Source organism: Streptomyces sp. NPDC090077, assembly GCF_044747545.1.
Lineage (GTDB): Bacteria > Actinomycetota > Actinomycetes > Streptomycetales > Streptomycetaceae > Streptomyces.
On sequence record NZ_JBIVEG010000035.1, the window covers coordinates 36,288 to 59,753 of the forward strand.

Consider the following 23,466-nt stretch of genomic DNA (forward strand, 5'->3'; position numbering starts at 1 on the left):
GCGGTCTAGGCGTCATCGGTGGAGACCGTGGACAGCCACCCGAGAAGCTGCCCGCCGGTGATGGGGATGTGGACGTCGCCACGGCGAAGGAACCACCCGTCGGCGTACCGCTGGGGCAGCCAGCCGGCGTCAGGGGCACCAAGATGGGGAGGCTTCTGCAGCGGGTCGTCGACGGGCCAGCAGACCAGAAGCGCTCTCGTCACGCCTCGCTGAACCGGACGGAACCACTCCCACGTCTCTGCGCGAGCCGGGTCGATCGACGGGCGGGGCTGCGCGTCGGCAAGCAGCGGCAGCCACTTGTCGCCCAGGACCGGGTGGCCGGCCGCCGCGCAGCCGAGCGCGGTGAGGCAGGTCTCCAGCTTCCGGCACACGACGCCGGCCGATTCGGCCAGGCCGTCCTCGACGAGGCCGGTCAGGTCCTCCGCGAGACTCGCCGCAACCTCGGCCTGGTCGGCGACCGCCCAGCGTCGGTAGCCCTGGCGCTCCCCGGGATCGAGCACCGGATCCCATCGCCCGGAGCCGTATGAGAGGGCGGTGCGCAGACACATGAGGTCGTGCATCGAGGCGCGTACCCGGCGGAACGATCCGAGGTCGTCGCGGCGCACGTCGAAGGAGCGGAGCAGGTGACGGAGTTCCCCCGCCCTCTGCGGCCCCGCCGCTTGGAGGTCGACGCGGACGCCGTCCACGATGCGCGACTCCCACGCCGGAAGCTCGCCGTCCACGATGCCGCGCAGGTCGATGTCGCTTGCCGCGTGGGCGAAGCCGCAGGCGAGGGCTCCCTCCAGCCAGACCTCGCGGGCCTCGCCGGAAGCGACCAGCGCCTGGGCGACTTTGTCGGCGATCTCCCGGCGCAGTCGTGCCGATGGGTTCACCGGTGGCCTCCTTCGATCAGGATCTTGTCGTCAGCGGTGATCTGCTTGAGGAGATCGACGGCCCATCGGTCGAGCGCGCCGCGCACGTCGGAGCGCTGGGCCCCGATGTGGGGTGAGGCCAGGAGGTTGAGCGGCGTCGTGGAGCCGGTGAGGAGCGGCAGGTGCTCCCGCTCGACCGGGTCGAGTGCAAGGCCCGAGAGCCTTCCGTCCGCCAGTGCCCGCAGGCAGGCGGCGACGTCGAGGGTCTCCAGCCGCCCGGCGCAGATCAGCAGAGGCCGCTGCGGAGCGACGCGCGCGAGGAAGTCCTCGCCGATGAGCTGTTCGGTCGTGGGACGCAGCGGCAGAGCGATCACGTGTACCTGCGACTGCTCCATGAGGGCTGTCGGCGTCAGCTCCCGCAGACCGGGAGGGTTCGACGGCCACGCGGCGAAGGCCGTGCGGCCTACGTAGGGGGCGAGGGCCCAGTCGGCGGCCAGTCCGACCGGACCTGCGCCCCAGATACCTGCGGCCAGGGTGCCGAGTGACGCCCCCATGCACGCCTGCTTCTCGTGCTGGCCGAGCAGCAGCCCGTGATGCCCCAAGGGGATCCGCCGGGCCAGGGCGAGTGCAGCGGCGAGGACCCACTCGCCCACGGCGCCCGCGCCGGCTTCGGCGTTGCGGTGCAGAGTGATGCCACGGTGCCGGAGGGCGTTCACGTCGATGTGGTCGATGCCGGAGCCGGCCCGTACGACGTGCCGCAGGTGAGGGAGCGCGTCCAGCTCCCTCTCGCCGACACGGATGCCGGAGCGCAGGACGAGCACGGCCGTGTCGGTGGGTATAGGCGAGTCCAGGTTCGGCAACTCGTGTACGAGGACATCGGGCAGGGCGCGGCGGATCGCGCTCGCGTCCGCCGCACCGCGTAGCACCAGGACAGCGCTCATCCGGGGAACTCCGACTTCTCGTACCGGCCGAAGGCGAGATCGCCCTCGCCGACGACGACGGTCACGGGCGAAGGCGTGCCGAAGTACGCGTCGCAGGCGCGCTTCACCCCCGGGAGCCCGTCCCAGGCCCGCGGGTTGACCGTCGAGTCCGCGTAGTCGTCGACGAGCAGCACGCCGGTCGGCACCAGGCGGGTGACGCAGTGCGTGAGGCCCGTGAGGGTCGAGTCGTAGAAGTCGCCGTCCAGGTAGGCGAACGCGATGTCATCGGGCAGCTCCTTGGGAAGGGTCTCGTCGAACCACCCCGGATGGATGACCGGTGCCGGCCTGCCCCAGGTCGTGTGCGTGGCGCGCACGTCGTCCGGGGACGACCGGAGCTCGCCCGCCGCCAGATGGTCCGAGTCCTCGGTGCCGGGCGCGGGCATGCCCTGGAAGGAGTCGTAGACGTGGATCTCGCGGTCGTGGTCGCCCAGCGATTCGAGCACGCCACGGATCCAGAGGGCCATCGCGCCCCTGTAGCAACCGAGTTCCACCACAGCGCCTTGCAGACCGCGGGCAGTCAGGTCGGCGAGCTCGTCGGCGATCACGCGGAGCCGGTCGGCACAGACCGTCCCGGCGTGCTCCCGCAGCAGCCACTCCCGCAGATCCTTCAACGTCGGATCCATGAAGGTCACCACCTGTCCACGAACGGGTCGACGAGCTCCCCGCTCAACGCCGCCGACAGCGGGCGGTTGATCCGGGGTAACAGGTACACGTCGCCAAGACGTTTCAGCGGAACCCACTCGAAGCCCACCTGGATGGGGTCCGGCGGTTCCGGCATGCGCGGCTCCGCGTCGTCCACCTGCTCCGCGAGGAAGTTGAACTGGACCTTCTGTACGTCCCCGAACTCGCCCTGCCACGACTCGGGGACGTACTCGACGACGCACAACAGACGCCGGGCCACGACCTGCAGGCCGGTTTCCTGCGCGACCTTGCGGTTCACGGCTTGGCGCAGGTCCTCGCCGACCTGGGCCTTGCCGCCGGGAAGGTTGTAGTGGAACCCGGCCTCGTCGTCGTACGACAGCAGCAGGACGGCGCCGTCGCGCACGATCGCTGCCTTCACGGACACGCTGATCCGAGGCAGCTCGGGCGTCAGAGGCACGACAGCGCCTCCGGCTCGCCGACGCGCATCAGGTCGCCGACCTCCGCCAGAGATCCCGCGACGGTGGAGCGGAAACTCCCACCACGCCGGAACTGACGGGCGGCGGTGCGCATACCCGCGAGGGCGGCACGGCTGAGCTGGTTCGCGTAGATGCAGAGGCGGAAGCCGGCCTCGCCGAGTTCGGCGGCGCTCAGGTCGGGGAACGCCGTGGGCACGCTGACCAGCGGCACGCCGTGGCTCCACGCTCGCCCGATGGCCCGCGCCTGCTCACCGGCCGCGTCCTTGGAGTGGATGAGTACCGCATCCGCTCCGGCCTCGGCGTACGCCTCGGCACGGGCGATCGCCGTGGCCATGTCCTCACCGGCGATCAGGGCCTCGGTGCGGGCCACGACCACGAGGCCGTCACCGGCGATCTTCCGTATGCGCCCCACCTGCTCGCACAGCAGGTCCCGGTCGGCGAGGTTCTGGGCCCGGTGGGCCGCAAAGCTGTTGCACTTCGGGTACGCGCTGTCCTCGACACACACCGCCGCGGCTCCGGCGCGCATCAGGTCGTACGCGAACCGCTCCGCCGTGCGCCCCGAGCCGCCCGCGTTGTCGATGTCCACGACGACGGGCAGTTCGGTGACACGGCCGAGCGAGGCGACCACGTCGGACAGGTCCCGGGGGCCCAGGACGTTGGCGTCCGGCAGCCCGGAGGCGGCGGACACCTCCAGGCCGCTCACCCACAGGGCGTCGAAGCCCGCCTCCGCTGCGACGTGTGCGGCGAGTGCGTTCACCGCACCGATCGCCAGGAGCGGGTGCTTCCGCTCGCTGTCGGCGAGGGCCCTGCGCAGATGCATCGCCTTCGTGCCGTCAGCCATGGGTCTCTCCTCCTTCCGTGCGGGCGGCGACCGGCGGCACCAGCTGCCGTTCACGCAGTACGTCCCAGGCGGCGAGCAGCACCTCGGACCGGGGCCGGCGGGCGTCCAGGCGGACCACGTCGCCGAGGAGCGGGAACTCGTCGGGTTTCGAGACCACGGCCTCGTAGGTCTCGCGAACCCGGCTCTGGACGTCGTGCACGTCCCAGTCGGCCCGGACGGCGTCACCCTGGCGGGCCTGCGCCCGGCTCATCGAGGCGTCGGTTTCCAGGTCCAGGACGAGTGTGAGATCGGGGGCCACGGTGAGCTGCGCGGCCAGCGTCTCGTACGTCTCCGACGCCCTCATACCGTGCTTCACGGCGAAGAAGGCCAGCTCGCTGAGAAGCCAGCGATCCGCGATCACCGGCCGGGCCCGCCGCTGGGGGAGCACGAGGCGATCCAGCGTGGCCCGCTTGTCCGCCGCGATCGCGGACAGGTAGGCGTCACGGTTCCCTGCGTTCGGCTGGTACTTGCCGGTGACGATGGCGGCGGCTTGGTCGGCGGCGAGGAAGTTGGTGGTGAGCACGCACAGCGGGGTGACGCCGTAGAGCCCCTCCCAGAGCCGGAACAGGCCCTTGCGCAGCGTCGTCTTGCCGGTGCCGTCGAGCCCCTCGACGACGATGAACGGATAGCGGTGGTTCATTCGACCTGCCCCGCTCCCGTGCCGCCGGCGTACTTGGTGAAGCGGCCCCGCCAGCGGGCCGTGATGGATACCAGGTCCACAAGCCGGAGCTCCGCCAACTCGTCGATGAGGCGGGGCAGCTCGGGCTCGGCGCAGATGCCGGCCTCGATGGCCCGGCAGTACGCGGCGCGGAGGGCCGGGTCATCGTCGGAGTCACGCAGCGCCGCCTCCAGCACCCGCGTGGCCATGCCGTGGGCCACGACGCTCACCGCGGTGCCCAGGGCCTGCTCATGGAGCGGGCCCGGGTGCGGCTCCAGCGTGATGTGGTGCACCCCGCGGTGGCGGATGACCGTGAAGAAGCCCACCCACCACGCGGCGGCGGCGCTGACGGCCGTCACGGCGTCGGACCAGGCCGCCCCGGACTGCTCCGCGAGGATGCTCTGGGCAGCGGTGTCGGCGGCGCGGTGAAGCGCCCCGCGCTGGTTCCGCGACTCCGTTCCGTGTCGTTGGGGCAGCTCCCACCAGAAGCCGAGCCCGGCGTCCTCCAGCAGCGCCATCGCGGACCCGTTGCCTGCCGGCAGCGGAGACGGGCGCTGGGCCAGCACGGAGAGATCGGCGCCCGGCACGTCCGGCAGCGCCTTCTCCTCGGCGACGGCAGCCCGCCATTCGTCGAGATGGAGATGGAGCCGCTGCGTCAGCAGTCCGTCCGCCAGCGTCTGCCAGGCATGGGCCAGCGGCGGCGAACCGGGAGGCCGAGGCGGCAGGGTCAAGGAGGTCACAGGTCGGATCCTCACGTCCGGGGAGTCGCGGCACGCGGCTCCGGTCGGTGGTGCTCCACCAAGATGGCCGCCACGAAGGCCCACGCTCATGAGTGTTTATGAGCGCCACCAGCGGAACGTGTCCGGGTGGTCGCAGAGAAAGGGAGAATGCCGACCATGGTCGACAGCGGACAGCGGCGGTGCACGCGCTGCGGTGCCCTTCTCAGTCGCTTCAACGCCGGTACACGATGCGCCTCGTGCCAGGACGGGCCGGCCGCCCGACGGGCCGACCCGGCCTTCTGGCGTGATCCGACGGTCCGGCGAGCCGTGGCCGCATGGGAACTCGGCGCCGTCGTCAAGCTGTTCAGGAAGCACACGGGCCTCTCCCAGGCCGGCGTGGCGCGGATGGTCAGCATCGACCAAGCCGAGGTCAGCAGACTCGAGCGCGGGCTCAAACAGATCCGCGACCGACGGCAGTTCGTTCAGTGGACCGATGCATTGGGAGTTCCGGAAGAGCTGCTCGGGCTCCTCCCCACGGCCGATCCGCACACCCCGGACGCCACGAGCCGACCAGGAACGGCGGACACCGCAGCGCGTGGGTACGTGGCGCTGCCCGAAGGCCCAGGCCAGCTCCTGTTACCCGCCGGCCGGTCCGTCTCGACGACGGCGCTGCCCGTGCTGAGCCTCTCAGCGGCCTCCTTCCTCGGGGACAGCTTGAGACTCGACTCCCGCCCGGAGCTGGACGCCTGGCGCACCATGCCGATGCGCGCGCTCGTCGTCGCGAACCGCACGGTGGACGGGGCGGTCCGGCAGTTCGTCACCGACGCCAGGCCGAGCGGCGTACGCGGCACCGCCTCCGAACCGGTCGACATCCCGGCCGCGTACGAACTGGACGACCTGACTTACGGCATCCTGTGGGCCGTGTCGGGATTCGAGGCGGCGCTGCTCGGCGACGACCAGGCCCTGCACACCTTGCTGGCTTCGCTCACCGCTTCCCCCGGCTCGCCGCTCGCCTCCGACCACGGCCTGACTGAAGTGTCCACGATGCTGATCGGCTCGGAGACCGCAGCCCGGTACATCCTGGGCCACCGTGACCACCTGGGCGACGCACCGGTTTTCTGGACCAGGGAACAGCGCGGTGAGGAGGCCGCCACCTGGCTGTTCTTCCGGCACAAGTACCGCTACCTCGAACGAATGGCGCCCCGGCATCCAGGCGGTACCAGCGGCCGGGGGTTCTGCATCCCCGAGACGGCGGTCGCCTCCTCGCCGGCGTACGAGCGCGTTCTGATGTTCCTCGCCATCGCGCTCATGGAGTCCTTCGGTATCCGAACCTGGGTGACGGACGACGGAGGCTTCGCGCACACCGACGGTTTCGCCCTCTCCCACGGGCGCCGAGCCGTCATCGCCTCATGGGTACGGACCGAGGGGGCGTCCCATCTCGCGGTCACCGCGCGGCCGGGAGCCCTGCGGACGTTCGCCGAGGTGACGGGCCACGTCAGCCACCACTCGGCCACGGCGGCCGAGAAGGCCGGACAACGCCTCGCGGCAACGGCGGAGTACCTCAACCTCGATGCGTCCTGGCTCGGTCGCAGGTGCGCACAGTTGTCGGCCGTCGGCACCGAGCGGCTGGCCCGGCCGCGCAGCCGGTTGCTCGGCCTCGAAGGGCTGGAGGCCACCTGCCGGTTCGTGGCCGAACAGCTGGTGATCATTCCGCGTACCCGGACGGCGCCGACCCGATAGCCTGCCTGAACCACTCGCGAGGCCGCGCTCGGCGGCGTCCGGACAGGGGAGCAGGGGACATGACGGAGTCGGTCAGGAACGTGGCGGTCTTCTCCCTCGGCGGCACGATCGCCATGACCACCGATCCCACCACCGGAGGCGTCGTACCCGCGCTCTCGGCCCACGAACTCCTCGCCGCGGTACCCGCCCTGGCCACGAGCGGCATCGGCCTCAAGGTGCGGGACTTCCGGCGCCTGCCCGGCGCCTCCCTGACCTTCGAGGACCTCACCGCGCTGTCGGCCGCTATCGCGGCGGAGCTGGAGACCGGAGACGTCGACGGCGTCGTCATCACCCAGGGCACCGACACCATCGAGGAGACCGCCTTCCTCCTCGACCTCTACCACGGTCACGAGCAGCCGGTCGTCGTCACCGGCGCGATGCGCAACCCCACCCTGCCCGGAGCCGATGGCCCGGCCAACCTCTATGCCGCTGTCCTGGCCGCCGCCGACCGTGGACTCAGGGGCGCCGGCTGCCTCGTCGTACTCGGCGACGAGATCCACTCTGCCCGGACCGTCCGCAAGTCCCACACCACCAGCCCAGCCGCCTTCACCTCACCGTCGTGCGGACCGATCGCGCGGGTCGCGGAGAACCGGGTGCGGATGGTGGGCGGCCTATTGCCCCGCGGACCGCTAGTCGGCGCCCCCGACCGTGAGGCGCGTGTCGGGCTCTACGTCGTCGCCCTTGGCGACGACGGTGCACTGCTCGACCTGTGGGACGGCAGCTGTGACGGGCTCGTGGTCGCGGCCTTCGGCGTCGGCCACGTCCCGGAGCGTCTCGTGGAAGGGCTCACCAAGCTCGCGTCCCGCATCCCCGTGGTCCTCGCCTCCCGTATCGGCAACGGCCCCGTCCTGTCCGACACGTACGGCTTCCCCGGCTCCGAGAAGGACCTCCTCGGACGAGGACTCATCGGCGCCGGCGACCTCGGCCCGTACCAGGCCCGGCTCCTGCTGCAGGCCCTGCTCGCCCAGGGCGCCGACGGGGCCGCAGTCCGAGAGACCTTCACCGCCGCCTTCGCCCGCTGACCCCACCTCTTCAGGAGACACCCGCACATGCGTGCTCACGAGCTGACCGTTGGCCGTACCTTCGGCGTCACCTTCGACCACGGGGAGGACTTCTTCGATGCGCTGTCCACCTTCTGCCGGGACAACGGCGTACGGCAGGGCTACATCCCCTCGTTCATCGGGGCCTTCGCGGAGGCCGAGATCGTGGGTGCCTGCGAGAAGCTCGCCGACCCGGACGCACCGGTCTGGGCGAAGACGTACGTCACCAACGTCGAGGCGTTCGGCGCCGGCACCCTCGCTCACGACCCGGCCACCGGCGGGATACTTCCGCACATCCACGTCTCCGCCGGCCTGAAGGCCCAGTCGGCCGACGGCAGGACGAGCCACCTCCTCAGTGCCAAGGTCCAGTTCCTCAGCGAGCTGCTGATCGTGGAGGTCACGTCGCCCACGATGACCCGACCCCGTAACCCCGACCTCTACGACGTGCCGCTGCTCACGTTCGGCTGACCGGCAGGAGCCGCCGGAGCCAGTGGTGGGTGGGCGAGGTCACCTTGATCGCGTCCGCCAGCCAGGCGCGTGCCGGGGCGCCGAGCAGCGGCAGCACCGCTTCGAAGTCGGTCTCGTCCTTGTCCCGGGTCGCTTTCGCCTTGTAGAAGAGCTGGACCTCGGGCGCGAGATACGGGATGCCTGTCTCGCTCGTGCGCCCGAGCTGGTTGATCGGGAGCCGGATCGCCGGGTCACGCCGCGAGACCCACTGGGTGCCCTCGGCCTCGTCCAGCATGAGCTGCACCGACCAGGGCGCCTTGCGCTTGCGGCGGCACCAGATGTCGTGGAGCGGCGGATGAAAGACCTCTCCAGGACGCCACGGTCGAAGCTGTCCCTGGCCGGGCGGGTCCGCCACGTACAGGTCCCAGTCGGCCAGCAGTTCACGTACGAGGGCCTGGTCGCGCCGGAGGACGAGGACGTCGAGATCGCCGTGTGCGCGCAGCTCGCGGCCGACCGCGAGTTCGATCGCGTAGCCACCGGCGATCCACCACGGGAAGTCCGCCTTGGCGAAGACGGCGGCCACATCCTCGGGACGATCCGGCACCCAGCGTCCCAACACGTCAGTACTCACCCGCCCATACTCCCAGTGATCGGAGGAGCGGAGACGAAGGCCGACGGCGGGTCGGCGGTCTCGCTGGAGGGCCCTGTCACCCGCTCGTGCCTCCTGAGCTCATAAACGCCCATGAGCATCAGAGACACCGGCATCCATCGTTGATTGCGTGACTCGAGACCGGCCTCGTGGCCGGTGCTTGAGCCACGATCCTTCCGGGGCCGCGCACCCGAAGCCAGGTGCTTCCTGCGGCCGTATGCCTCTCAGCGGCGTACTGGCGGCACTTCGTCGACCACGTCGCAGCGCCGGGAGAAGGTCATCGCTGTCACCCACAGGAGGTCCGTCGCCCGATGATCAGCGCGCCATCCGCCGCTCTCGGCCTCGTGTACCGCTGGACCGACCGCACTCCCAACCCGACGGGCGAAGCCCGCGCGGTCCTGCGACGTGTCCTCAAGGACCTGGGGCTGTCCGGGGACGGCGTCAGTGACGGGGTCTTGGCCGTCTCGGAGCTCGTGGCGAACGCGCACGAGCACGCGTACGGCCCGTGCGAGGTGCACGTCCGCTCGGTCGCCGGCAGGTACATCTGCGAGATCCATGACAGGGACCCTCTGCTCCCCGCGGGCCTCTACCACGGTGACACGTCGTCGTCGGACGCCGAACCGGTCGAGGAGGCGAGCAGGTTGCTCGTCGAGCGTGGACGGGGCCTGCGCATCGTGAACGAGCTGGCCCAGGGGCAGTGGGGCTTCCACTTCACGGAACGTGGCGCCAAGGCCGCCTGGATCGTACTGGCCCCGGCGTTGCCGGCTGAGCAGGCGGCCCTTGTCAGCGCACACGGTTAGGGTGCCGCCATGAACGTGGGACACCTGACCGAATTGCTCGCCGATTCCGACGAGAGTCGCCTTCCGCCCGGTCGGATGGTCACGTCCGATGAAGGCGACGGAGACGTACAGCCCCTGTGGCTCAGTGACGGGCCGGCCACGATCGAGCTGTGGACGCGGATGCACACCGAACACACACGTTCCGGCCTGTGGCCGCTGCTGCTCGACTCGCTGGATCCGAACGACGGCGAATTCCGCCCGTGGGGATCCGGAGAGGTCTTTCCCGAGCAGATGTCCTCCCCGGCGAGCCACGACTCGTCCGACCTCCTCGCCCGGTGGTGGGATACCTACACAGCGGTCGACGAAGACGACATGCTCGACGCCGACAGGCGCCTCGCCGTCACGGCTCCCTTCGGACAGACCTGGCCCGGTCTCGCGCCCAGTCGGGAGACGACAACGAACCCCGATCAACTGGCTGCCGAGTTCGCGCAGGGATTCCTCGCCGACCGCCCCCAGACGCGTCTGGGGCTGGTCGCCGCAGCATCCGGTGCCGAGGCGCTGACGGCCGCGGGCTGGGCCGGACCCTGCAACTACGACAACGACACCGCGAAGTTCTCCGCGGTCCTCCGTGACTGGGAACACCGCTTCGGTGCCCGTGTCGTCGCGGTCGGGTTCTCCACGCTGCACCTCAGCCTCGCCGCGCCACCTGTGGACGAGCACGAGGCTCTCCCGGTCGCGGCCGAGCACTTCGCCTTCTGCCCAGACAACATCTGGCAGGGCAACAGGCCGTACACACTGGCCGCATACGCTGAGCGGATCACCGGTGCCCATCACTGGGACTTCTGGTGGGACTGATCCGCTTCCCAGGAACGCTCACCCATCCCGGGTGAAGCGTCCTTCAAAGCCCTGCGATCCGGCTGGCGTCGGCGAACAACCGAAGCCTTCTGGGCGCGGACGGAGGTAGATAATCTGTGCTGCCTTGTAGGCGGCTGAGTGATCAGGGTGAGGCGGTGTGGAAGGTGGGCGTCTGGACGGTTGTCGACGAGGCTGACCGCGTTCAGTGGGAGATGCTCCCTGGTGAGAGTGTCGGGCCGCTGAAGTTCGGCATGTCGCACAACGAAGCGGCCGCAGCGATCGCGGACGTATTGAGCCCCCTCACCACTCGTGGCGGCTATGGCAGCCCTGTTGAGAGTTCGGAGTTGTCCCTCGTCGGTGCAGCAATCGCGCCGGCAGTGACGGCTTACTACGACGCCGGCCGCCTGGCTTGCGTCGCCGTGAACGCACTTCGCGGTCCACAGGTCACCTTGGACGGACTGCGGCTCGTCGGCCGCGTCCCATCTGAGCTCGAGGACGCCTTCACCGAGTACACGTCCACGAACGGCCATGACCTGCGGTACTCCCAGCACGCAGACCCCGGCTCCGAGACGCTCGGCCTCGTCCTCCGCGCCCAGCGCGCCGGGGACGTTGTCCTGAGCAGGCCGGTGTTGGTCGCCTCCACCTGGGCCGAGCGCTGCTGTGACGTCACTGAAGGCTGCATCCCCGCTGAGGAGTGGCGGGACCGCGCCTGGTGATAGGCCTGCCGCCGGCTTCACCAGGGGACTGCACGCGCCCGCAACGGCCTTGGCACTGCGCGATCTCTGCGTCGTAGGGTCACGAACGTGACCGAACCCCAGTCGAGCGAGGCATTGAAGAGCTTTCTGAACACGCTGCGGGCCGGCGAAGTCCGCACCGGCCGCGTCATCAGCGTCGAAGACCGGGAGGTGCTCGTCGAACTGGACGGGTTCTCCGGTCCCGGTAGAGCAGTGGGTCGTATCCCTCGTGGCGATCTGACCCGCAAGGCGATCGGGCATCCGTCCGAAGTCGTGAGCAAGGGACAGCGGCTCACCTTCGAAGTGATAGCCGTCGACCGGCAGCAGGAGTGCGTCTGGGCCTCCGCCTCAGCGTGTGAGGACCCGGCTCTGCGAGCGTTCCTTCTTGGCCTTACACGTGGCGCAACACACCAAGGTCAGGTGCTGAGCGTCCACAACTTTGGCGTGTTCGTGAACCTCAACGGCGAACCGGCCGATCTGTGCACTGGGTTCATCAGAGGCCCTGAACTGAGCTGGCTGCGGATCGACCATCCCGCAGACGCCGTCACGGCTGGCCAACGAGTCATTGGCAAGATCATCGACGTCGACACCCGGCGTGGACAGGTCCACCTGTCACTGAAGGCACTCCAGGAGAACCCGCTCGCTCCCTTCGCCGACCAAGCAGGCCTTGTCACGACCGGCAGGGTCACCAAGCTGATCCCGTTCGGAGCCTTCGTCCGGATCGCCGACGGAGTTGAGGGCCTCGTCCACAACACCGAGTTCGGTGACGAGCCCGTCGAGGACCCCGGCCAGATCGTGAGCGAGGGCGACGAGATCACCGTACGGATCCTCGAGGTCGACCTCACACGCCACCGCCTCACCCTGTCCGCCAGAAACATGCCACAGGACGGGAAGCGATCTTCCTGAGGGAGGAAGCAGGCTGTGAGCAGTCATTCAGCGGCAGACAGATGGTGCCACCAGTGACCGCAGCCGCCGGAGCAGTAGAGCTCGCGGCGTCGGGCGTCGGCGACCGTGAGCACCGCGGTCAGCAGCCTGAATGCCTTGCGGCGTTCGTCGCGAGGCCTGAGACCGGCGATCTTTCCCAGTTGCTCGTCGATCCGGCCCCGTGAGATCAGCACCGCGGGCGTATGCGTCGGGCGCAGCCCAGCACGGCGGATGCTCTCCGGCGCATCCGCAGCGACAGCGCGCGCCTGGATACAGTGATGACGCAGGAATAGCAGCACCACGGACTGTTCATCCGGGCCGAGGCTGTCGAACCACTCGATGCCCTCGGACATGGGGCGCAGTCCCTGCGCGAGTTCATTGAGCAAGACGTCCCGTTCGTTCACCATGCCCCCGGAAGATCAGGCGGCACTCGGCCGCGGCGCTGGCGTGGACTCATCCGCCCTCGTCAGGATGCGTGCCCACAGTCCACTGACCACGCCACTCTGCCGTGCGCAGCCGCTCGAACACCAACCCACTACGAGCGGCATCGGTGCAGTGTCGGGGGAAACGATCTCCAGTCAGCCGGGAAGCGCTGTTCTCCCGCCTCGGGAGCGCCTGGTCAGGGACGCTCGTGAACACCCCGGGGGCCTTCCAGCTCGACCATGAGATCGGCCGACCGCAGGATCCGGGCATCAAACCCGCTGCCGCGGACGTCGTAATGGCCGGAGCCTCGGTGTCTGCGCTGCCGCGAGCGATGCCCGTCTGCGGGGTGGCATGGATAACAGGAATCCTAGTGATGTTGTCAGTGTTTGTCCGTATGATTGACCTTCTCTGGAGTTACTGGGGGCTGCTTTCGGTCACAGGGGTGGGTGCCGCGTAATATTCTCGGGGCGCCTGGGGCGTCCAATCGATCTTGTTTTCCGAGGTAGACGCCGGATTCTTGATCTTGCCAGAGGTTGTGTGATCTCCTGGTGCTCGTTCTTCTCGTCCGATGGAGGTTGGCGCAGTGCGCAGGCAGCACTATGGGGTGCCTCTGGAGCGAAGCGACTACCTGGAGCTCAAGCGCCACAGGAACAGCTGCAAGCCCGAGAACTTCGACAAATGGCTGGGTGGCTTCGGCGCTGGCAAGCGCTTGGCCGTCGACCTCTTCTCCGGAGCTGGTGGACTGAGCCTCGGACTGGAGCGAGCCGGGTGGACGGTCGCAGCCGCGGTCGACTTCGACGAGCGGGCCCTCCAGACGCACGCCGCGAACTTCCCTGGCATGAGCCTCCACATGGACCTGGGCAATCCTGACGAGCGTGACAGGCTCGTCGAGATGCTGGCGCCGGCCAAGATCGATCTGGTGGCCGGCGGCCCGCCGTGCCAGCCGTTCAGCAGGGCTGGCCGGAGCAAGATCCGCAGCCTCGTGGAGCATCACGGCCGCGATCCTCATGATCGCCGCAAGGAACTGTGGAGCGCCTACCTCGACGTCGTGAAGCGCCTCCGGCCGCGTGCGGTCCTCATGGAGAACGTGCCGGACATGGGTCTCGGCGACGACTTCTTCGTGGTACGCACCATCGAGGAGCAGCTGGAGGGCCTCGGCTACGCGACGCAGGTCCGCCTCGTCGATGCGTGGAAGTACGGCGTTCCGCAGCACAGGAAGCGACTGATCCTGCTGGCGAGGAACGACGTGGAGCGCTTCTCGTGGCGGCAGGAGCTGGAGCATGATCAGCGGACCACGTTGCGTGACGCCATCGGTGACCTTCCGGTGCTGCCTGTCGTGCCCACCGAGCGTGTCGGGCAGCGCGAACTCCCGTACGACGAGCCGTCCGAGCTCTCCAAGTTCGCTCAGGACATGCGTAAGTGGGCGCGCAAGGACCGGGTATGGGACCACATGACCCGACGGGTCCGGAAGGACGACGCGGAGATCTTCTCCAGCATGGACTCCAAGACCCTGTACTCGGAGATCACCCCGGATCTGCAGCGCTACAAGGCCGACCACTTCACGGACAAGTACAAGAAGCTCGACTGGGCGGACCTCAGCAGGTCGATCACCGCACACATCGCCAAGGACGGCTACTGGTACATCCACCCCGACCAGGATCAGCCGCGCACCCTCACCGTGCGTGAGGCCGCGCGGGTGCAGACCTTCCCGGACAAGTTCCGATTCGCCGGCACGCGCAGTGACGCCTTCCGCCAGATCGGTAACGCTGTGCCGCCCCTTCTTGGCGAGGCTGCGGCGGAGGCGCTGCTGGCCGTGGCTGACGAGGGACCGAGCGAGGGTGGACTCCAGCCGCACTGGCGCACGGTGCGAAGGGATCTGACCGCCTGGGCCGAAGGACGGCGTGAGTCGGAGGACTGGTACCAGCTTCCGGGCGAGCAGATGTCCGGCTTGCAGGCCGCCGTCGTGGCCATACTGTCCGGGACCCGGATCCAGCCCGCGCAGCTGGCGGAGATGGTCGAGGTCGTGCGGGGGCGGACGTCCCTCAGTAAGGCCGCGCTCGAGGCACTCACTGCGGCGGCACCCTCCGAGGCAGCGAAGGCGCGGGTCGCCCGGCTGGCCGCGGTGATCGGCAAGTCGAGCGTCTGGGGCGACGAGGAGAAGGTCCGCGAGCAGCTGAAGCTGAGGCCGGCTGAGGCCACGGTCTACCGGCTGCTGGTCGGCGAGGATCTCCTGTGGATCGGGCAGGGGGCGCTGCGCGTCGCCGCCCGTCTGCACGGCAGCGATTCGGATCGCACGAACAGGCTCAGCGACGGTCGAGTGGACTTGGTGAAGCTCGTCGGAGCCGGCGAGGACGCGCCTCTGCGTATGGCGGCGCTGCGGCTCATCGGAAGCAGCTTCTGCCGAGCCAAGGAGCCGCTCTGCGAGCTGTGCCCCCTGAGCAAGTACTGCGTTGCCAGGGAGAGCGTCTCGGGCGACCTGTTCACAGATGCGTTGACCGGGACCCACGGACGGGAGACGGTGCCGGCCCAGGCTCGCGAGCCTGGTCGCACTGCCGGGCGACGCTGAGCGCAGCGTGCTCGACGTCCGCCCGGATCTCGCACTCCCAGACACGGACGACGGTCCAGCCGGCGGCCTGGGCTGCTGCGGTGTTCCGGCGGTCGCGATCCTTGTTGGTCTCGATCTTCGCTTCCCACAGGGAGGCGTTCGGGCCGCGGAACGCCTTCGGCCGTGCACAGGACATCCGTGCCAGAAGCACCCGTCGACGAACACCGCCACGTTGTACCTGGGGAGGACGAATTCCGCCGTGCAACGGGCAGCCACCTTGCGCTGTAGGCGGAACCGGAGGCCGAGCCGGTGTACGGCACGCCGGAGGGCCACCTCCGGCTTCGTGTCGCGGACGCGCCGACCACGCAGGTGGCCGCTCAGCTCGGTGCTGACCCAATCCGCGCCCGTGGTCTCCTCACGTGCTGCCATGCCTCAGCCCCAGCCCGTCGTCGGCCTACGAGTGCGAGGGTGCCACACTCGTCCCATGCTTCGTGAACCTGCAGAACTCCGTGTCGACGACCACGGCCGGGTCGAGCTCCCCATCGGCCTGCTCACGGAGGCGGGCATCGCACCCGGGGCGGACCTCCTGGCCTTCAGCGACGGAGACGGGCGGATTGTGCTCCGCCGCGCCGAGGACGCCATGAGGGACCTGCTCGAGCGCGGGGAGCTCTGAGGGCGGGACGAGTCGGACCTACGGACCAGGGACGAACCCGAGCGAAAGCGCCTCGTTGCGCGCGTGCAGTGCCTGTACCGCTTGCGGCTCGGGAACCTCCTGTTCGAGCTCGAGTCGCCGACCGACGTACTTCGTGAGCTGGCGCTGCGAGGGATCCAGGTTGTGCGTCTCCTTCGCCCATCGCTCGATGGCGTACCACTCGTCCGCCGGGACCGACGTCACCTCGCAGCTCGCCCCCCGATCGCCTTCCGCACCGCCAGCGAGGGCCGCGTCGTCCAGCGGATGATCACGGAGCTCGGCCTCCAGATCGCGAGGCACGGACCAGGCCACACGGGAGACGGCGTCCCAGCAGGCGGGCTTCTTGGCCCACTCACCCACGTGGTTGCCCTCACGCGGCCTGGTGACAACCCGCATGACCCGGGGGCACAGGTCGTCGATCGCGGCTTCGAGGGCTGGCGAGACCTTCTGTTCACGCCAGATCCTGTCAAGATCGATGCGCTGTTCCGTGGCGAGCGCCAGACGCGCCATGGTGTAGGTCGTGATCATGCTCTTGTAGCTGCCCGCCTCGTGGTTCGCCGCGATGCGGTCGACTGCCTTGAAGAGGACCGCCATGGCTATCACGCGCTGGCAGTACTGGACGTCGACCCGCGGGGGCGCCTCGCTGATGCGGTCCATGAACGCGACGAAGTTCTTCTGCGCGCCGCGGCTGACGCTGAACGGGAGGAGGCTCCAGGAGTTGACGTACTTCGCGAGGTCCGCCTTGGTGAACTTCCGACTGGTCGGGTTGAGCTTCTTGAAGGTGCGCTGCTTCGCCGGCGTCCGGGCCTTGGCCACCTCGTCGGTGTACTGGCCGCGTGCCCTCTCGTAGAACCAGTGGGTCTCCTGGCCGCTGCCGTCCGTCGCCGGCGCCCACAGCGATCGGGTGATCCGCTGGACGGCCACGTGGTACGCGTGGTTCGAGCTGAAGTCGACGAGCGTCACGCGGTTCTGGGTGTTGGAGTACTCGGAGATCATCGGGACGATCTCCGAGAGCCGCTCGGGAGAGACCTTCGTCAGCTTCATCTGGACGGTCACGTGAGACAGGTCGGCCTTGTCCCGGCTCGAGGCGTAGTGCAACGAGGCCGTGGTCTGACCGCCGTTCACCACCTGGAGCCCGTGCACCCGGGAGACACCCGTGGGGGTGCCGTCCGGGCCGTGCACGAAGTCGACCTGGGACGCGGTAGCCGTGATGCCGTTGTTGTACGCCAGGAACCTGCCGGGTGAGTGCAGCAGGGTCTCCCTGATACCTCGGTTTACCGATCCGCGGGCCTGCAGGAATGACCGGACGTTCAACTCGAGAAGTCTGGTCCCGTACTCCCCGTACAGTTCGGCCAGTCTCTGACCGGGGATCACGGCCATGGTCACCGAGTGGTCCGGCTCGCTGCTGGGTGCCGAGACGCAGGGCAGCGGGGGATCGAACGAGACCACGATGGGCTCACTGATGCTGCCGGACGTCTCGTGGCGGTGCAGCCGTGCCAGGTCCCACACCTCGTGGGTCACGGGGAGGCCGTCGAACTCGGTGGGCGGGAAGGCGGTACTCGTGCCGACGCGGTTGCTGAGCAGGAAGAGCCGGACCCTCCGTACCTCGGTGAGCGCCTTCTCCACTGCCGCGCACATGTCGTACACGTCGAAGGACTCGTCGATGTGCTGACGCAGCCCGTCCTGACAGCGGCGGACGAACGTCAGCAGGCGCCTGAACGCGGTCTCGGCCTGCCCCTTCGTGAGCTTGGACTCCAGCGGGTCCAGGTCGAAGTCTGTCACGAAGAGGTCGAGGCACTCCCCGGAGTCCCCGATGCCGTACCCGTGCACGAGATGACCGTGGGCCGAGTGGTAGGCGGTGAACGTGTTGGACACGATGCCGGCCCGCTCCAGGTCCTCGAACACGCGCCGCGTGAACGTCTCCGGGGTGGTGGTCCCCTCGGCGTCGGCGGTGGCCTGGACGTCCGTGACGACGTCGTGGGCGTACTGGGACAGGTCGAGCTCAGGCACAGGGTCCCCCGATCAGTGCGGTCACCTCGTCGGTCGTGGCGCGGTGGTGGTCAAGTCCCGAGGTGTTCACGTGGTACGAGCACTCACCGACACCTTCGGGAAGATCTGCCTCGACGAGTCTCGGGAAATTCTCCCCCACGTGCCAGAAGCGCAGGTCGCGAACGGTGTAGCGAGGCTCCTCGTACACGTCTCGCTGGCTGGGGAGATAGCCGGCCTGCACGAGACGCCCGTCGAAGGCGGCTCGGACGACAGGGCTCGTGAGCTGCTCGCGTATGCGGTCCACCAAGCGGTTCAGACTCTCCCCTGATCCACCCCGCCGTTCGTCAAGCATCGCCAACGCCAACAGGAGCGCGCGCGTCCCGGTGCCGTCCAGCTGGCGCTCGCTGGCGATCCGGATGCTGCGGGGCCGTTTGGCGGTGCTGGCCTTCGCCTCGACGGCGACTCCGGGCAGCTGGAAGTCCTGATTGGCTCCCCTCGGCCCCGTCCATGCATCGACGGCCTCGGCCGGCCCGACGACAGGCAGGATGTGGTCGCGCAGCACCAGGAGCTCGCCGACGAGTCCACGACGGGCCTCAGGGCCGAGACCGTCTCTGCCGACGGCGCGAAGGAGGTCCTGCCACCGCTCGAACCTCTCCACCGCCGCTGTCAGGGCTGCTGCGGCACCGGGGGCCTCTCGGACCGTGTCAGCCACGTCCGTGACGAGCGGGTTGAACACCTCGCGCAGCTCGTCAGCGGTGAGGACCACCTGGAGCTCGTACTCGAGACGGGACACGGCGCTCACGTTCATCTCCAGCCCGGCAGCACGAGGCAGCTGGCGCACGGAGCGCACGATGTGGTCGGCGGAGCGAGCGTCGGCCCTGAGCACGAGCATGCGCTGCTGTGCCGGGTGGGAGACCGAGAGGAAGACGTCCAACGGGGCGTCTGGGTACAGGCGGATACGGGACCTGCCCGGGGCCCCCTGGGGTGCCTCCAGGTCACGCCACTCGGCTTCGGTGACGGTCACTCCCCGTCCTCCTCGTCGTCGAGGGTGTCAAGGCCCTCCTTCTGCCAGATGGCGTTGACCACGTACTCGGTGTCGGACTGGTGCTCGGAGCGTGGGAAGCTCACCTTGAAGCCGACCAGTGGCGGCTGTGCCGGACCGTCTTCGGTCGCCGGCCGCTCGACCAGGTAGACGAGCAGAAGCGCCTGGTCGGCGCGGCGCTGCCAGCGGACGTGATCTCCCGAAGGTGACTGGGGCACTTTCTCCCGCTTCTTGAGGGCTGCAGCCTTCTGTGTCGCTTCCAGGGCGGCTTTCACCTGGTCGGGAGCGAGGTCGCGGTACTCGTCGGGAGGACTGAGCAGCCGGCGAATCGTGTACCGACCGTCGCTGCTGACATCGTTGAGCGCCGCGCGCTCTACGGGCCCCAGACTGTAACCGGCGATGTCCTCTGGTTTGGCTGCCTGCTTGCCAACTAGGACCACCGTCCACTGCGGGAGCTCACCTACGGCCATGCACTGTTCGATGTACTTCGCGATGAAGCGGGGGCGAACCCTCTGGGCCATGCGGTCGGTCTCGTAGCGCGTGAGGAAGTCCACGATGGCGTCGGAGGACACTTGCTTCCATGTCACGTTGGCGCCCGCCGCCTTCTGCTGGGCGGTGGCTAGGCCATCAAGTCTACGGACGAAGTCCCCGAGTACCTTGAGGTTGTGCTCGGGTACCCCGTCGGAGAGGTTGAAGATCACCGTCTCCGGCCCCTCCCCGGAGTAACTGAGCATGACCTTCGTGCCTTGGCGCATCTTGTTGGCGGCCGTGACGGCCAGGCCGAGCGAGGAAGCGCGGACCTTCAGCCCGAAGTACCTTGGACTGAGGTCCAACGCTGCCATCTCTTCGATCTCACGACGCAGTTCGTCGGTGGCAGCAGTCACCTCAATGTACTTGGCCCTCAGATCGGGCGTGGTGTATAGGCGACAGAGGTCCTCGTGCCCCGGCCGGTATCCGAACCAGCGTCCCATCTGAAGCAGGGTGTCGTACGTGCTGGACGTGCGCAGGTAGTAGCTGACCGTCAGTCCCTCCAGGGTGAGACCGCGGGAGAGCTTCTGGCCTCCGATCGCGATGACCGATAGACCGGTTCTGCGGTGCTCGTAGTAGTCGAGTGCGTCGCGGGAGGCGCCGTTCACCGTCTTGACCACGATCTTTCGTAGAGCGGGCATGAGCTGGCTAGACACGTCCTCCCAGGTGATGCGTTGGGCCTCGTCCGTCGGGAAGTGGTCCGTGGTGGGCACGAAGTCCCGTTCCCAGAGGGCCCGGAGCTCTGCCATGCGCTGCTGTGCCTGCCCGTACCGATCGCGGAGGGAGTCCGCGAGGAGCCGCAGGTAGTCGTCCACCTGGTCGCGAACGATCCCTTGGACCGCTGTGAAGCGGGTGACGTGCACCAGCATGGAGTTGTGCACCTTCATCTGCCCTCGTACCCGTCGCGCAGCGCTGGCGAGGACGAACGAGGCGATCGCCTCGCGAAGGGACTGGGGAAGGTCGTCGGAGGGGACGAAGGAGGACCTGTGCTTGCTCGGGATCCAGCTCTCGGCGTCGTCCACGGGGCGAACGAGTGGAAGCGGGGGCACGTCCTCCTCGTCGTCGTTGTCGACCTGGAGACCGAATACCCGTTCCGGTCCGAGGTAGTTGGTCGGGGAAGGCAGGGTGCGGATGAAGCTGTCGGGAAAGAGGTCGGCGCCGAGTTCAGCGTGGTCGACGTCGGGATCGATGTAGATGTTGGCGAACGGAGTGGCGGTGTACCCGACGTAGGCCGACTTCTCGAAGCTCTTCATGAGTTCGCGGATCGCACCGTTGGTCTTGGTCGGATCTGCGTCGGGATCGCGCTCGGTGTTGATGGAGGCGTTGTCCGCTTCGTCGTCGATGACGAACAGCGGGATGTCGCGCACGACCTTGTTACCAGTCTCGTCCTCCGTGCCCTGGACCTCGGTCACCCACGTTCGCAGGTATTCGAGGATCTTCCAGTGCTTCTTGACCACCAAGACCACCGGGAAACGGCCGAGCGGGAAGTTGACGGCGTTTGCCGCCTGTCGACCGAAGTCGCCCTTCTCTGAGCTGTTAGTCGGAGAGGCGATATCGAGCTTTCTGGCACCAGGCATCCGGCCGGCACCCATGAGTCGGGACTTCCCCTTCTGGTTGGACCGCTGGTGATGTTTCGTGTCGAAGCCCAGGAGCCCTTCGTCGACACGCAGCTGTGTCTGACTCCGGAGGTCGTTGTGGATGCCAGCGAGGATCACCACGAACTGGTATCCCGCGTCCACGGCTTTCGCAGCAAGTCCGATGTACTGGCTGGTCTTGCCTGACTGGACCTGTCCGATCACGAGGCCGGTCCGGCGCCATGGGCCGGCACGGCGCGGGTCCTCGAGTTGGCTCAGGACCTCGTCTGTGCTTTGGTCCAGTCGTCGCACAACAAGCGGAGGGTAGCCGCTGACGTCCTCAAGGTACCGGCGGTAGCGTTCCCAGAAGTCCCAGGCCCGGTCGTTCTTGGCCTCCGGCAGCCAGGGTTCGTGCCCGCTGTCGCTCTCCAGCCCGGAGGAGCCCTCCTGGAAGATTGCCGTCAGGACCTCGATCTCCTTGGCCAGCTGCTCACGGTCGAGAACCTCACCTTGGCCAGCCAGCATCCCGAAGATGACGGTGACCGCGTTCTGCACTTCCTCCGGCGTCGGCTGACGGTCCTGCGACAGAAGTGCGAGAACCAGGCGACGGGCCTTGGCAAGGGATTCGAGAGAGTCCTCGGGGGTGGAACTCACAGCAGACCTCCGGCTGGGCGGGAACGGCATGGGGCAGGCTAGGGGCGGGTACGGACAACGGGCTCACCCGTTCCAGAAGCCCTGCATCTGGTCGAAGGGGGGCATCGTCCGGAGGCGTTCGCGAGCGGCCGCAGGCGAGCGGCCGTCGGAGACCAGCGCCTCGTAGATGCGCTGTGCGACCTCCGTGGCCTCGGCGTCGGCGGGCCCGGGTCCCCCGAAGGGCTCGGGGTCGTCGCTGGTGTCCGTCTCGTGCATCACGCGAAGGGCAGTGACCGGCACCGTCTCCTCAAGCAGACGGATCAGGGCACGCACGTCATCCGAGCCGGCACCGCCAGAACGCAGAGCTGCCTTCACCAGAGGGTGGCCCCGGTTGATCCGGCAGGTGACCTGGTCGTCGACACGACGGACGTTCCACGCGTACACGAGCGGATCCCCGTGCGTGCGCGCAGCGATCTGCCCGCGGTGCCGAAGCACGTCGGCGGCTCTTCTCCTGGCCTGCAGGGCGATGCGCCTCAGATGAGAACGCAGTGCGACCGGGGGGACGACACTGGACTTCCGGACGTCGACCCCCCATTCGACATCCGTCTCGGCGGGGATGTCCACTGCGATCCGTGCCAGGTTGTACTTCTCCTCGCGGCGCAACCCGCGCTGTCCGAGCCAGTCACCGGCCAGGATCAGACGGTCCCGGCGGTACACGTAGAACCCCTGCTGGTCGAGCCACCCACGCGGGCCGCCGGCCTTCTCGTACTCGTCCGGGGCGAGTCTCTGGGCACTCGGGAGGACGAACGCCTCCACCCGTACGGAACCTGCCCCCGACCGCAGACGCTCGACCGGAAGCGGTTGTACGGACGGGTGGCGGGACAGGAACGGATCCCAGGGCTCGACGGGGCTGCCCGACACACGCAGGTTGCGACGACGGCTTCCGGTGAGGAACCTGCCGAAGACCATGCCCAGGTGGGACTCCGTGCGAGCGGCCTCCGCGTAGAACTGCTTCTGGGTCCGCTCGTCCTCCACCGTCACCGCGTCGACGTGGTAGCCGTTGAGGCGCCGCCACAACACGACGGTGCCGTGGTCCGCCTCACCCCGGATCCTGTCGAGCAACTCCCCGGTCGTCTCATCCGCGCCGCGTAGCAGTCGCCACTCGCCCGACCTCTCGACGACGTCGAGGTCCCACGTGCGCACGTGCCATTCACCGGCGGTGGCGGTGGCGGTGGCGACGGTGAGCTGTCGGGCCTGTGAGAACGAGGCCGACTTGAGGCCGACGCCGAAGCGCCCCAGGTCCGTAGCGCTTCGGGGCGTCGCGGGGCCTCGCGCGGCCACGGTCATGGCGGTCACGAGCTCGCCGGCGGTCATCCCGGCACCGTCGTCGGCAACGGCGATCCAGGAGTCCTGCCCAGCCCAGGTGAACTCGACGTCGATCGTGGACGCCCCCGCGGAGATGCTGTTGTCCACGAGATCCGCGATGGCGGCAGGCAGGGAGTACCCGAGCGAACTGAGCGAGGCAACCATGCCCGCCGGCTCCGGAGCTGCTATGTCGTACGTCACGCCGAATGTCCAGCCTGTTTCCGGTTTCTGATACTGGTTGTGATTATCCACGTATGCCGTTC

22 protein-coding genes and 1 pseudogene are annotated in these 23,466 nt (G+C 68.5%); 9 read left to right on the forward strand and 14 right to left on the reverse strand.

The genetic code is table 11. The features are described from left to right. Positions 1 to 5 precede the first annotated feature (5 nt). From ACIPW5_RS34830 to ACIPW5_RS34860, 7 genes are read right to left on the reverse strand one after another with little or no spacing between them, the layout of a single operon-like run. Positions 6 to 872 (reverse strand): hypothetical protein, encoded by an 867-nt coding sequence (locus tag ACIPW5_RS34830; protein WP_401253858.1) that lies wholly within the window; start codon positions 870 to 872, stop codon positions 6 to 8. Continuing rightward, the gene (locus ACIPW5_RS34835; protein ID WP_401253861.1) at positions 869 to 1,792 is read right to left on the reverse strand and encodes an NAD(P)-dependent oxidoreductase; all 924 of its coding nucleotides are present in this window, start codon (positions 1,790 to 1,792) and stop codon (positions 869 to 871) included. The genes ACIPW5_RS34830 and ACIPW5_RS34835 overlap by 4 nt, the downstream gene beginning before the upstream one ends. Continuing rightward, on the reverse strand, positions 1,789 to 2,454 hold the full coding sequence (locus ACIPW5_RS34840) for a TylF/MycF/NovP-related O-methyltransferase (protein WP_401253864.1): 666 nt from the start codon (positions 2,452 to 2,454) through the stop codon (positions 1,789 to 1,791). Before ACIPW5_RS34840 ends, ACIPW5_RS34835 begins: the two co-directional genes overlap by 4 nt. A 5-nt stretch (positions 2,455 to 2,459) precedes the next feature. Continuing rightward, positions 2,460 to 2,891, reverse strand: coding sequence for an NUDIX domain-containing protein (locus tag ACIPW5_RS34845; protein ID WP_401253867.1), 432 nt, complete (start codon positions 2,889 to 2,891; stop codon positions 2,460 to 2,462). A gap of 29 nt (positions 2,892 to 2,920) precedes the next feature. Next, complete coding sequence (locus tag ACIPW5_RS34850) at positions 2,921 to 3,790, reverse strand: isocitrate lyase/phosphoenolpyruvate mutase family protein (RefSeq protein WP_401253870.1); 870 nt, start codon at positions 3,788 to 3,790, stop codon at positions 2,921 to 2,923. After that, positions 3,783 to 4,469 (reverse strand): dTMP kinase, encoded by a 687-nt coding sequence (locus tag ACIPW5_RS34855; protein WP_401253873.1) that lies wholly within the window; start codon positions 4,467 to 4,469, stop codon positions 3,783 to 3,785. Before ACIPW5_RS34855 ends, ACIPW5_RS34850 begins: the two co-directional genes overlap by 8 nt. Further along, positions 4,466 to 5,227 carry a hypothetical protein gene (locus ACIPW5_RS34860; protein WP_401253876.1) on the reverse strand — a complete coding sequence of 254 codons (762 nt, stop codon included), beginning with the start codon at positions 5,225 to 5,227 and terminating at the stop codon, positions 4,466 to 4,468. The genes ACIPW5_RS34855 and ACIPW5_RS34860 overlap by 4 nt, the downstream gene beginning before the upstream one ends. Before the next feature lie 306 nt (positions 5,228 to 5,533). Between ACIPW5_RS34860 and ACIPW5_RS34865 the strand changes: the two genes are divergently transcribed. The 3 genes from ACIPW5_RS34865 to ACIPW5_RS34875 are packed head-to-tail and all read left to right on the forward strand — an operon-like array spanning position 5,534 to position 8,493. Beyond that, entirely contained in the window at positions 5,534 to 6,946 is a 1,413-nt protein-coding gene (locus tag ACIPW5_RS34865) for a helix-turn-helix domain-containing protein (RefSeq protein WP_401253878.1), read from the forward strand. A gap of 59 nt (positions 6,947 to 7,005) precedes the next feature. After that, positions 7,006 to 8,007, forward strand: coding sequence for an asparaginase (locus ACIPW5_RS34870; RefSeq protein WP_401253881.1), 1,002 nt, complete (start codon positions 7,006 to 7,008; stop codon positions 8,005 to 8,007). A gap of 27 nt (positions 8,008 to 8,034) precedes the next feature. Then, entirely contained in the window at positions 8,035 to 8,493 is a 459-nt protein-coding gene (locus tag ACIPW5_RS34875) for a PPC domain-containing DNA-binding protein (protein WP_401253884.1), read from the forward strand. On the opposite strand, the gene ACIPW5_RS34880 is transcribed toward ACIPW5_RS34875, so the two are convergent. Continuing rightward, the gene (locus ACIPW5_RS34880; RefSeq protein WP_401253887.1) at positions 8,480 to 9,076 is read right to left on the reverse strand and encodes a nucleotidyltransferase domain-containing protein; all 597 of its coding nucleotides are present in this window, start codon (positions 9,074 to 9,076) and stop codon (positions 8,480 to 8,482) included. The two genes, ACIPW5_RS34875 and ACIPW5_RS34880, sit on opposite strands and share 14 nt — an antisense overlap. Before the next feature lie 356 nt (positions 9,077 to 9,432). On the opposite strand from ACIPW5_RS34880, the gene ACIPW5_RS34885 reads away from it, so the two are divergent. From ACIPW5_RS34885 to ACIPW5_RS34900, 4 genes are all read left to right on the forward strand, one after another. Next, complete coding sequence (locus ACIPW5_RS34885; RefSeq protein WP_401253890.1) at positions 9,433 to 9,921, forward strand: ATP-binding protein; 489 nt, start codon at positions 9,433 to 9,435, stop codon at positions 9,919 to 9,921. Between the two features lie 9 nt (positions 9,922 to 9,930). After that, a complete protein-coding gene (locus ACIPW5_RS34890) occupies positions 9,931 to 10,755 on the forward strand; it encodes a DUF4253 domain-containing protein (RefSeq protein WP_401253893.1) in 825 nt (274 codons plus the stop codon). 155 nt (positions 10,756 to 10,910) lie between these two features. Beyond that, entirely contained in the window at positions 10,911 to 11,471 is a 561-nt protein-coding gene (locus tag ACIPW5_RS34895) for a hypothetical protein (RefSeq protein WP_401253896.1), read from the forward strand. An 87-nt stretch (positions 11,472 to 11,558) separates the two neighbouring features. Next, on the forward strand, positions 11,559 to 12,395 hold the full coding sequence (locus ACIPW5_RS34900; RefSeq protein WP_401253899.1) for a S1 RNA-binding domain-containing protein: 837 nt from the start codon (positions 11,559 to 11,561) through the stop codon (positions 12,393 to 12,395). 23 nt (positions 12,396 to 12,418) lie between these two features. On the opposite strand, the gene ACIPW5_RS34905 is transcribed toward ACIPW5_RS34900, so the two are convergent. Then, complete coding sequence (locus tag ACIPW5_RS34905; RefSeq protein WP_401253902.1) at positions 12,419 to 12,820, reverse strand: DUF5958 family protein; 402 nt, start codon at positions 12,818 to 12,820, stop codon at positions 12,419 to 12,421. Between the two features lie 599 nt (positions 12,821 to 13,419). Here ACIPW5_RS34905 and dcm point away from each other — a divergent pair. Next, the gene (dcm, locus tag ACIPW5_RS34910; RefSeq protein ID WP_401253905.1) at positions 13,420 to 15,402 is read left to right on the forward strand and encodes a DNA (cytosine-5-)-methyltransferase; all 1,983 of its coding nucleotides are present in this window, start codon (positions 13,420 to 13,422) and stop codon (positions 15,400 to 15,402) included. A 234-nt stretch (positions 15,403 to 15,636) separates the two neighbouring features. Here dcm and ACIPW5_RS34915 read toward each other — a convergent pair. After that, positions 15,637 to 15,810: pseudogene (locus ACIPW5_RS34915) on the reverse strand (very short patch repair endonuclease); the annotation flags it as partial. A gap of 55 nt (positions 15,811 to 15,865) precedes the next feature. Here ACIPW5_RS34915 and ACIPW5_RS34920 point away from each other — a divergent pair. Continuing rightward, positions 15,866 to 16,054 carry a hypothetical protein gene (locus ACIPW5_RS34920; protein ID WP_401253908.1) on the forward strand — a complete coding sequence of 63 codons (189 nt, stop codon included), beginning with the start codon at positions 15,866 to 15,868 and terminating at the stop codon, positions 16,052 to 16,054. A gap of 18 nt (positions 16,055 to 16,072) precedes the next feature. On the opposite strand, the gene ACIPW5_RS34925 is transcribed toward ACIPW5_RS34920, so the two are convergent. From ACIPW5_RS34925 to ACIPW5_RS34940, 4 genes are all read right to left on the reverse strand, one after another. Next, on the reverse strand, positions 16,073 to 18,082 hold the full coding sequence (locus ACIPW5_RS34925; protein ID WP_401253911.1) for an AIPR family protein: 2,010 nt from the start codon (positions 18,080 to 18,082) through the stop codon (positions 16,073 to 16,075). Further along, positions 18,075 to 19,085, reverse strand: a complete 1,011-nt coding sequence (locus tag ACIPW5_RS34930) for a PD-(D/E)XK motif protein (protein ID WP_401253914.1) — start codon at positions 19,083 to 19,085, stop codon at positions 18,075 to 18,077. Before ACIPW5_RS34930 ends, ACIPW5_RS34925 begins: the two co-directional genes overlap by 8 nt. Continuing rightward, positions 19,082 to 21,859: a Z1 domain-containing protein gene (locus ACIPW5_RS34935; RefSeq protein WP_401253916.1), complete on the reverse strand. Its 2,778-nt coding sequence runs from the start codon at positions 21,857 to 21,859 to the stop codon at positions 19,082 to 19,084. Before ACIPW5_RS34935 ends, ACIPW5_RS34930 begins: the two co-directional genes overlap by 4 nt. A 63-nt stretch (positions 21,860 to 21,922) precedes the next feature. Next, entirely contained in the window at positions 21,923 to 23,404 is a 1,482-nt protein-coding gene (locus tag ACIPW5_RS34940) for an ATP-binding protein (protein ID WP_401253919.1), read from the reverse strand. Positions 23,405 to 23,466: the final 62 nt, after the last annotated feature.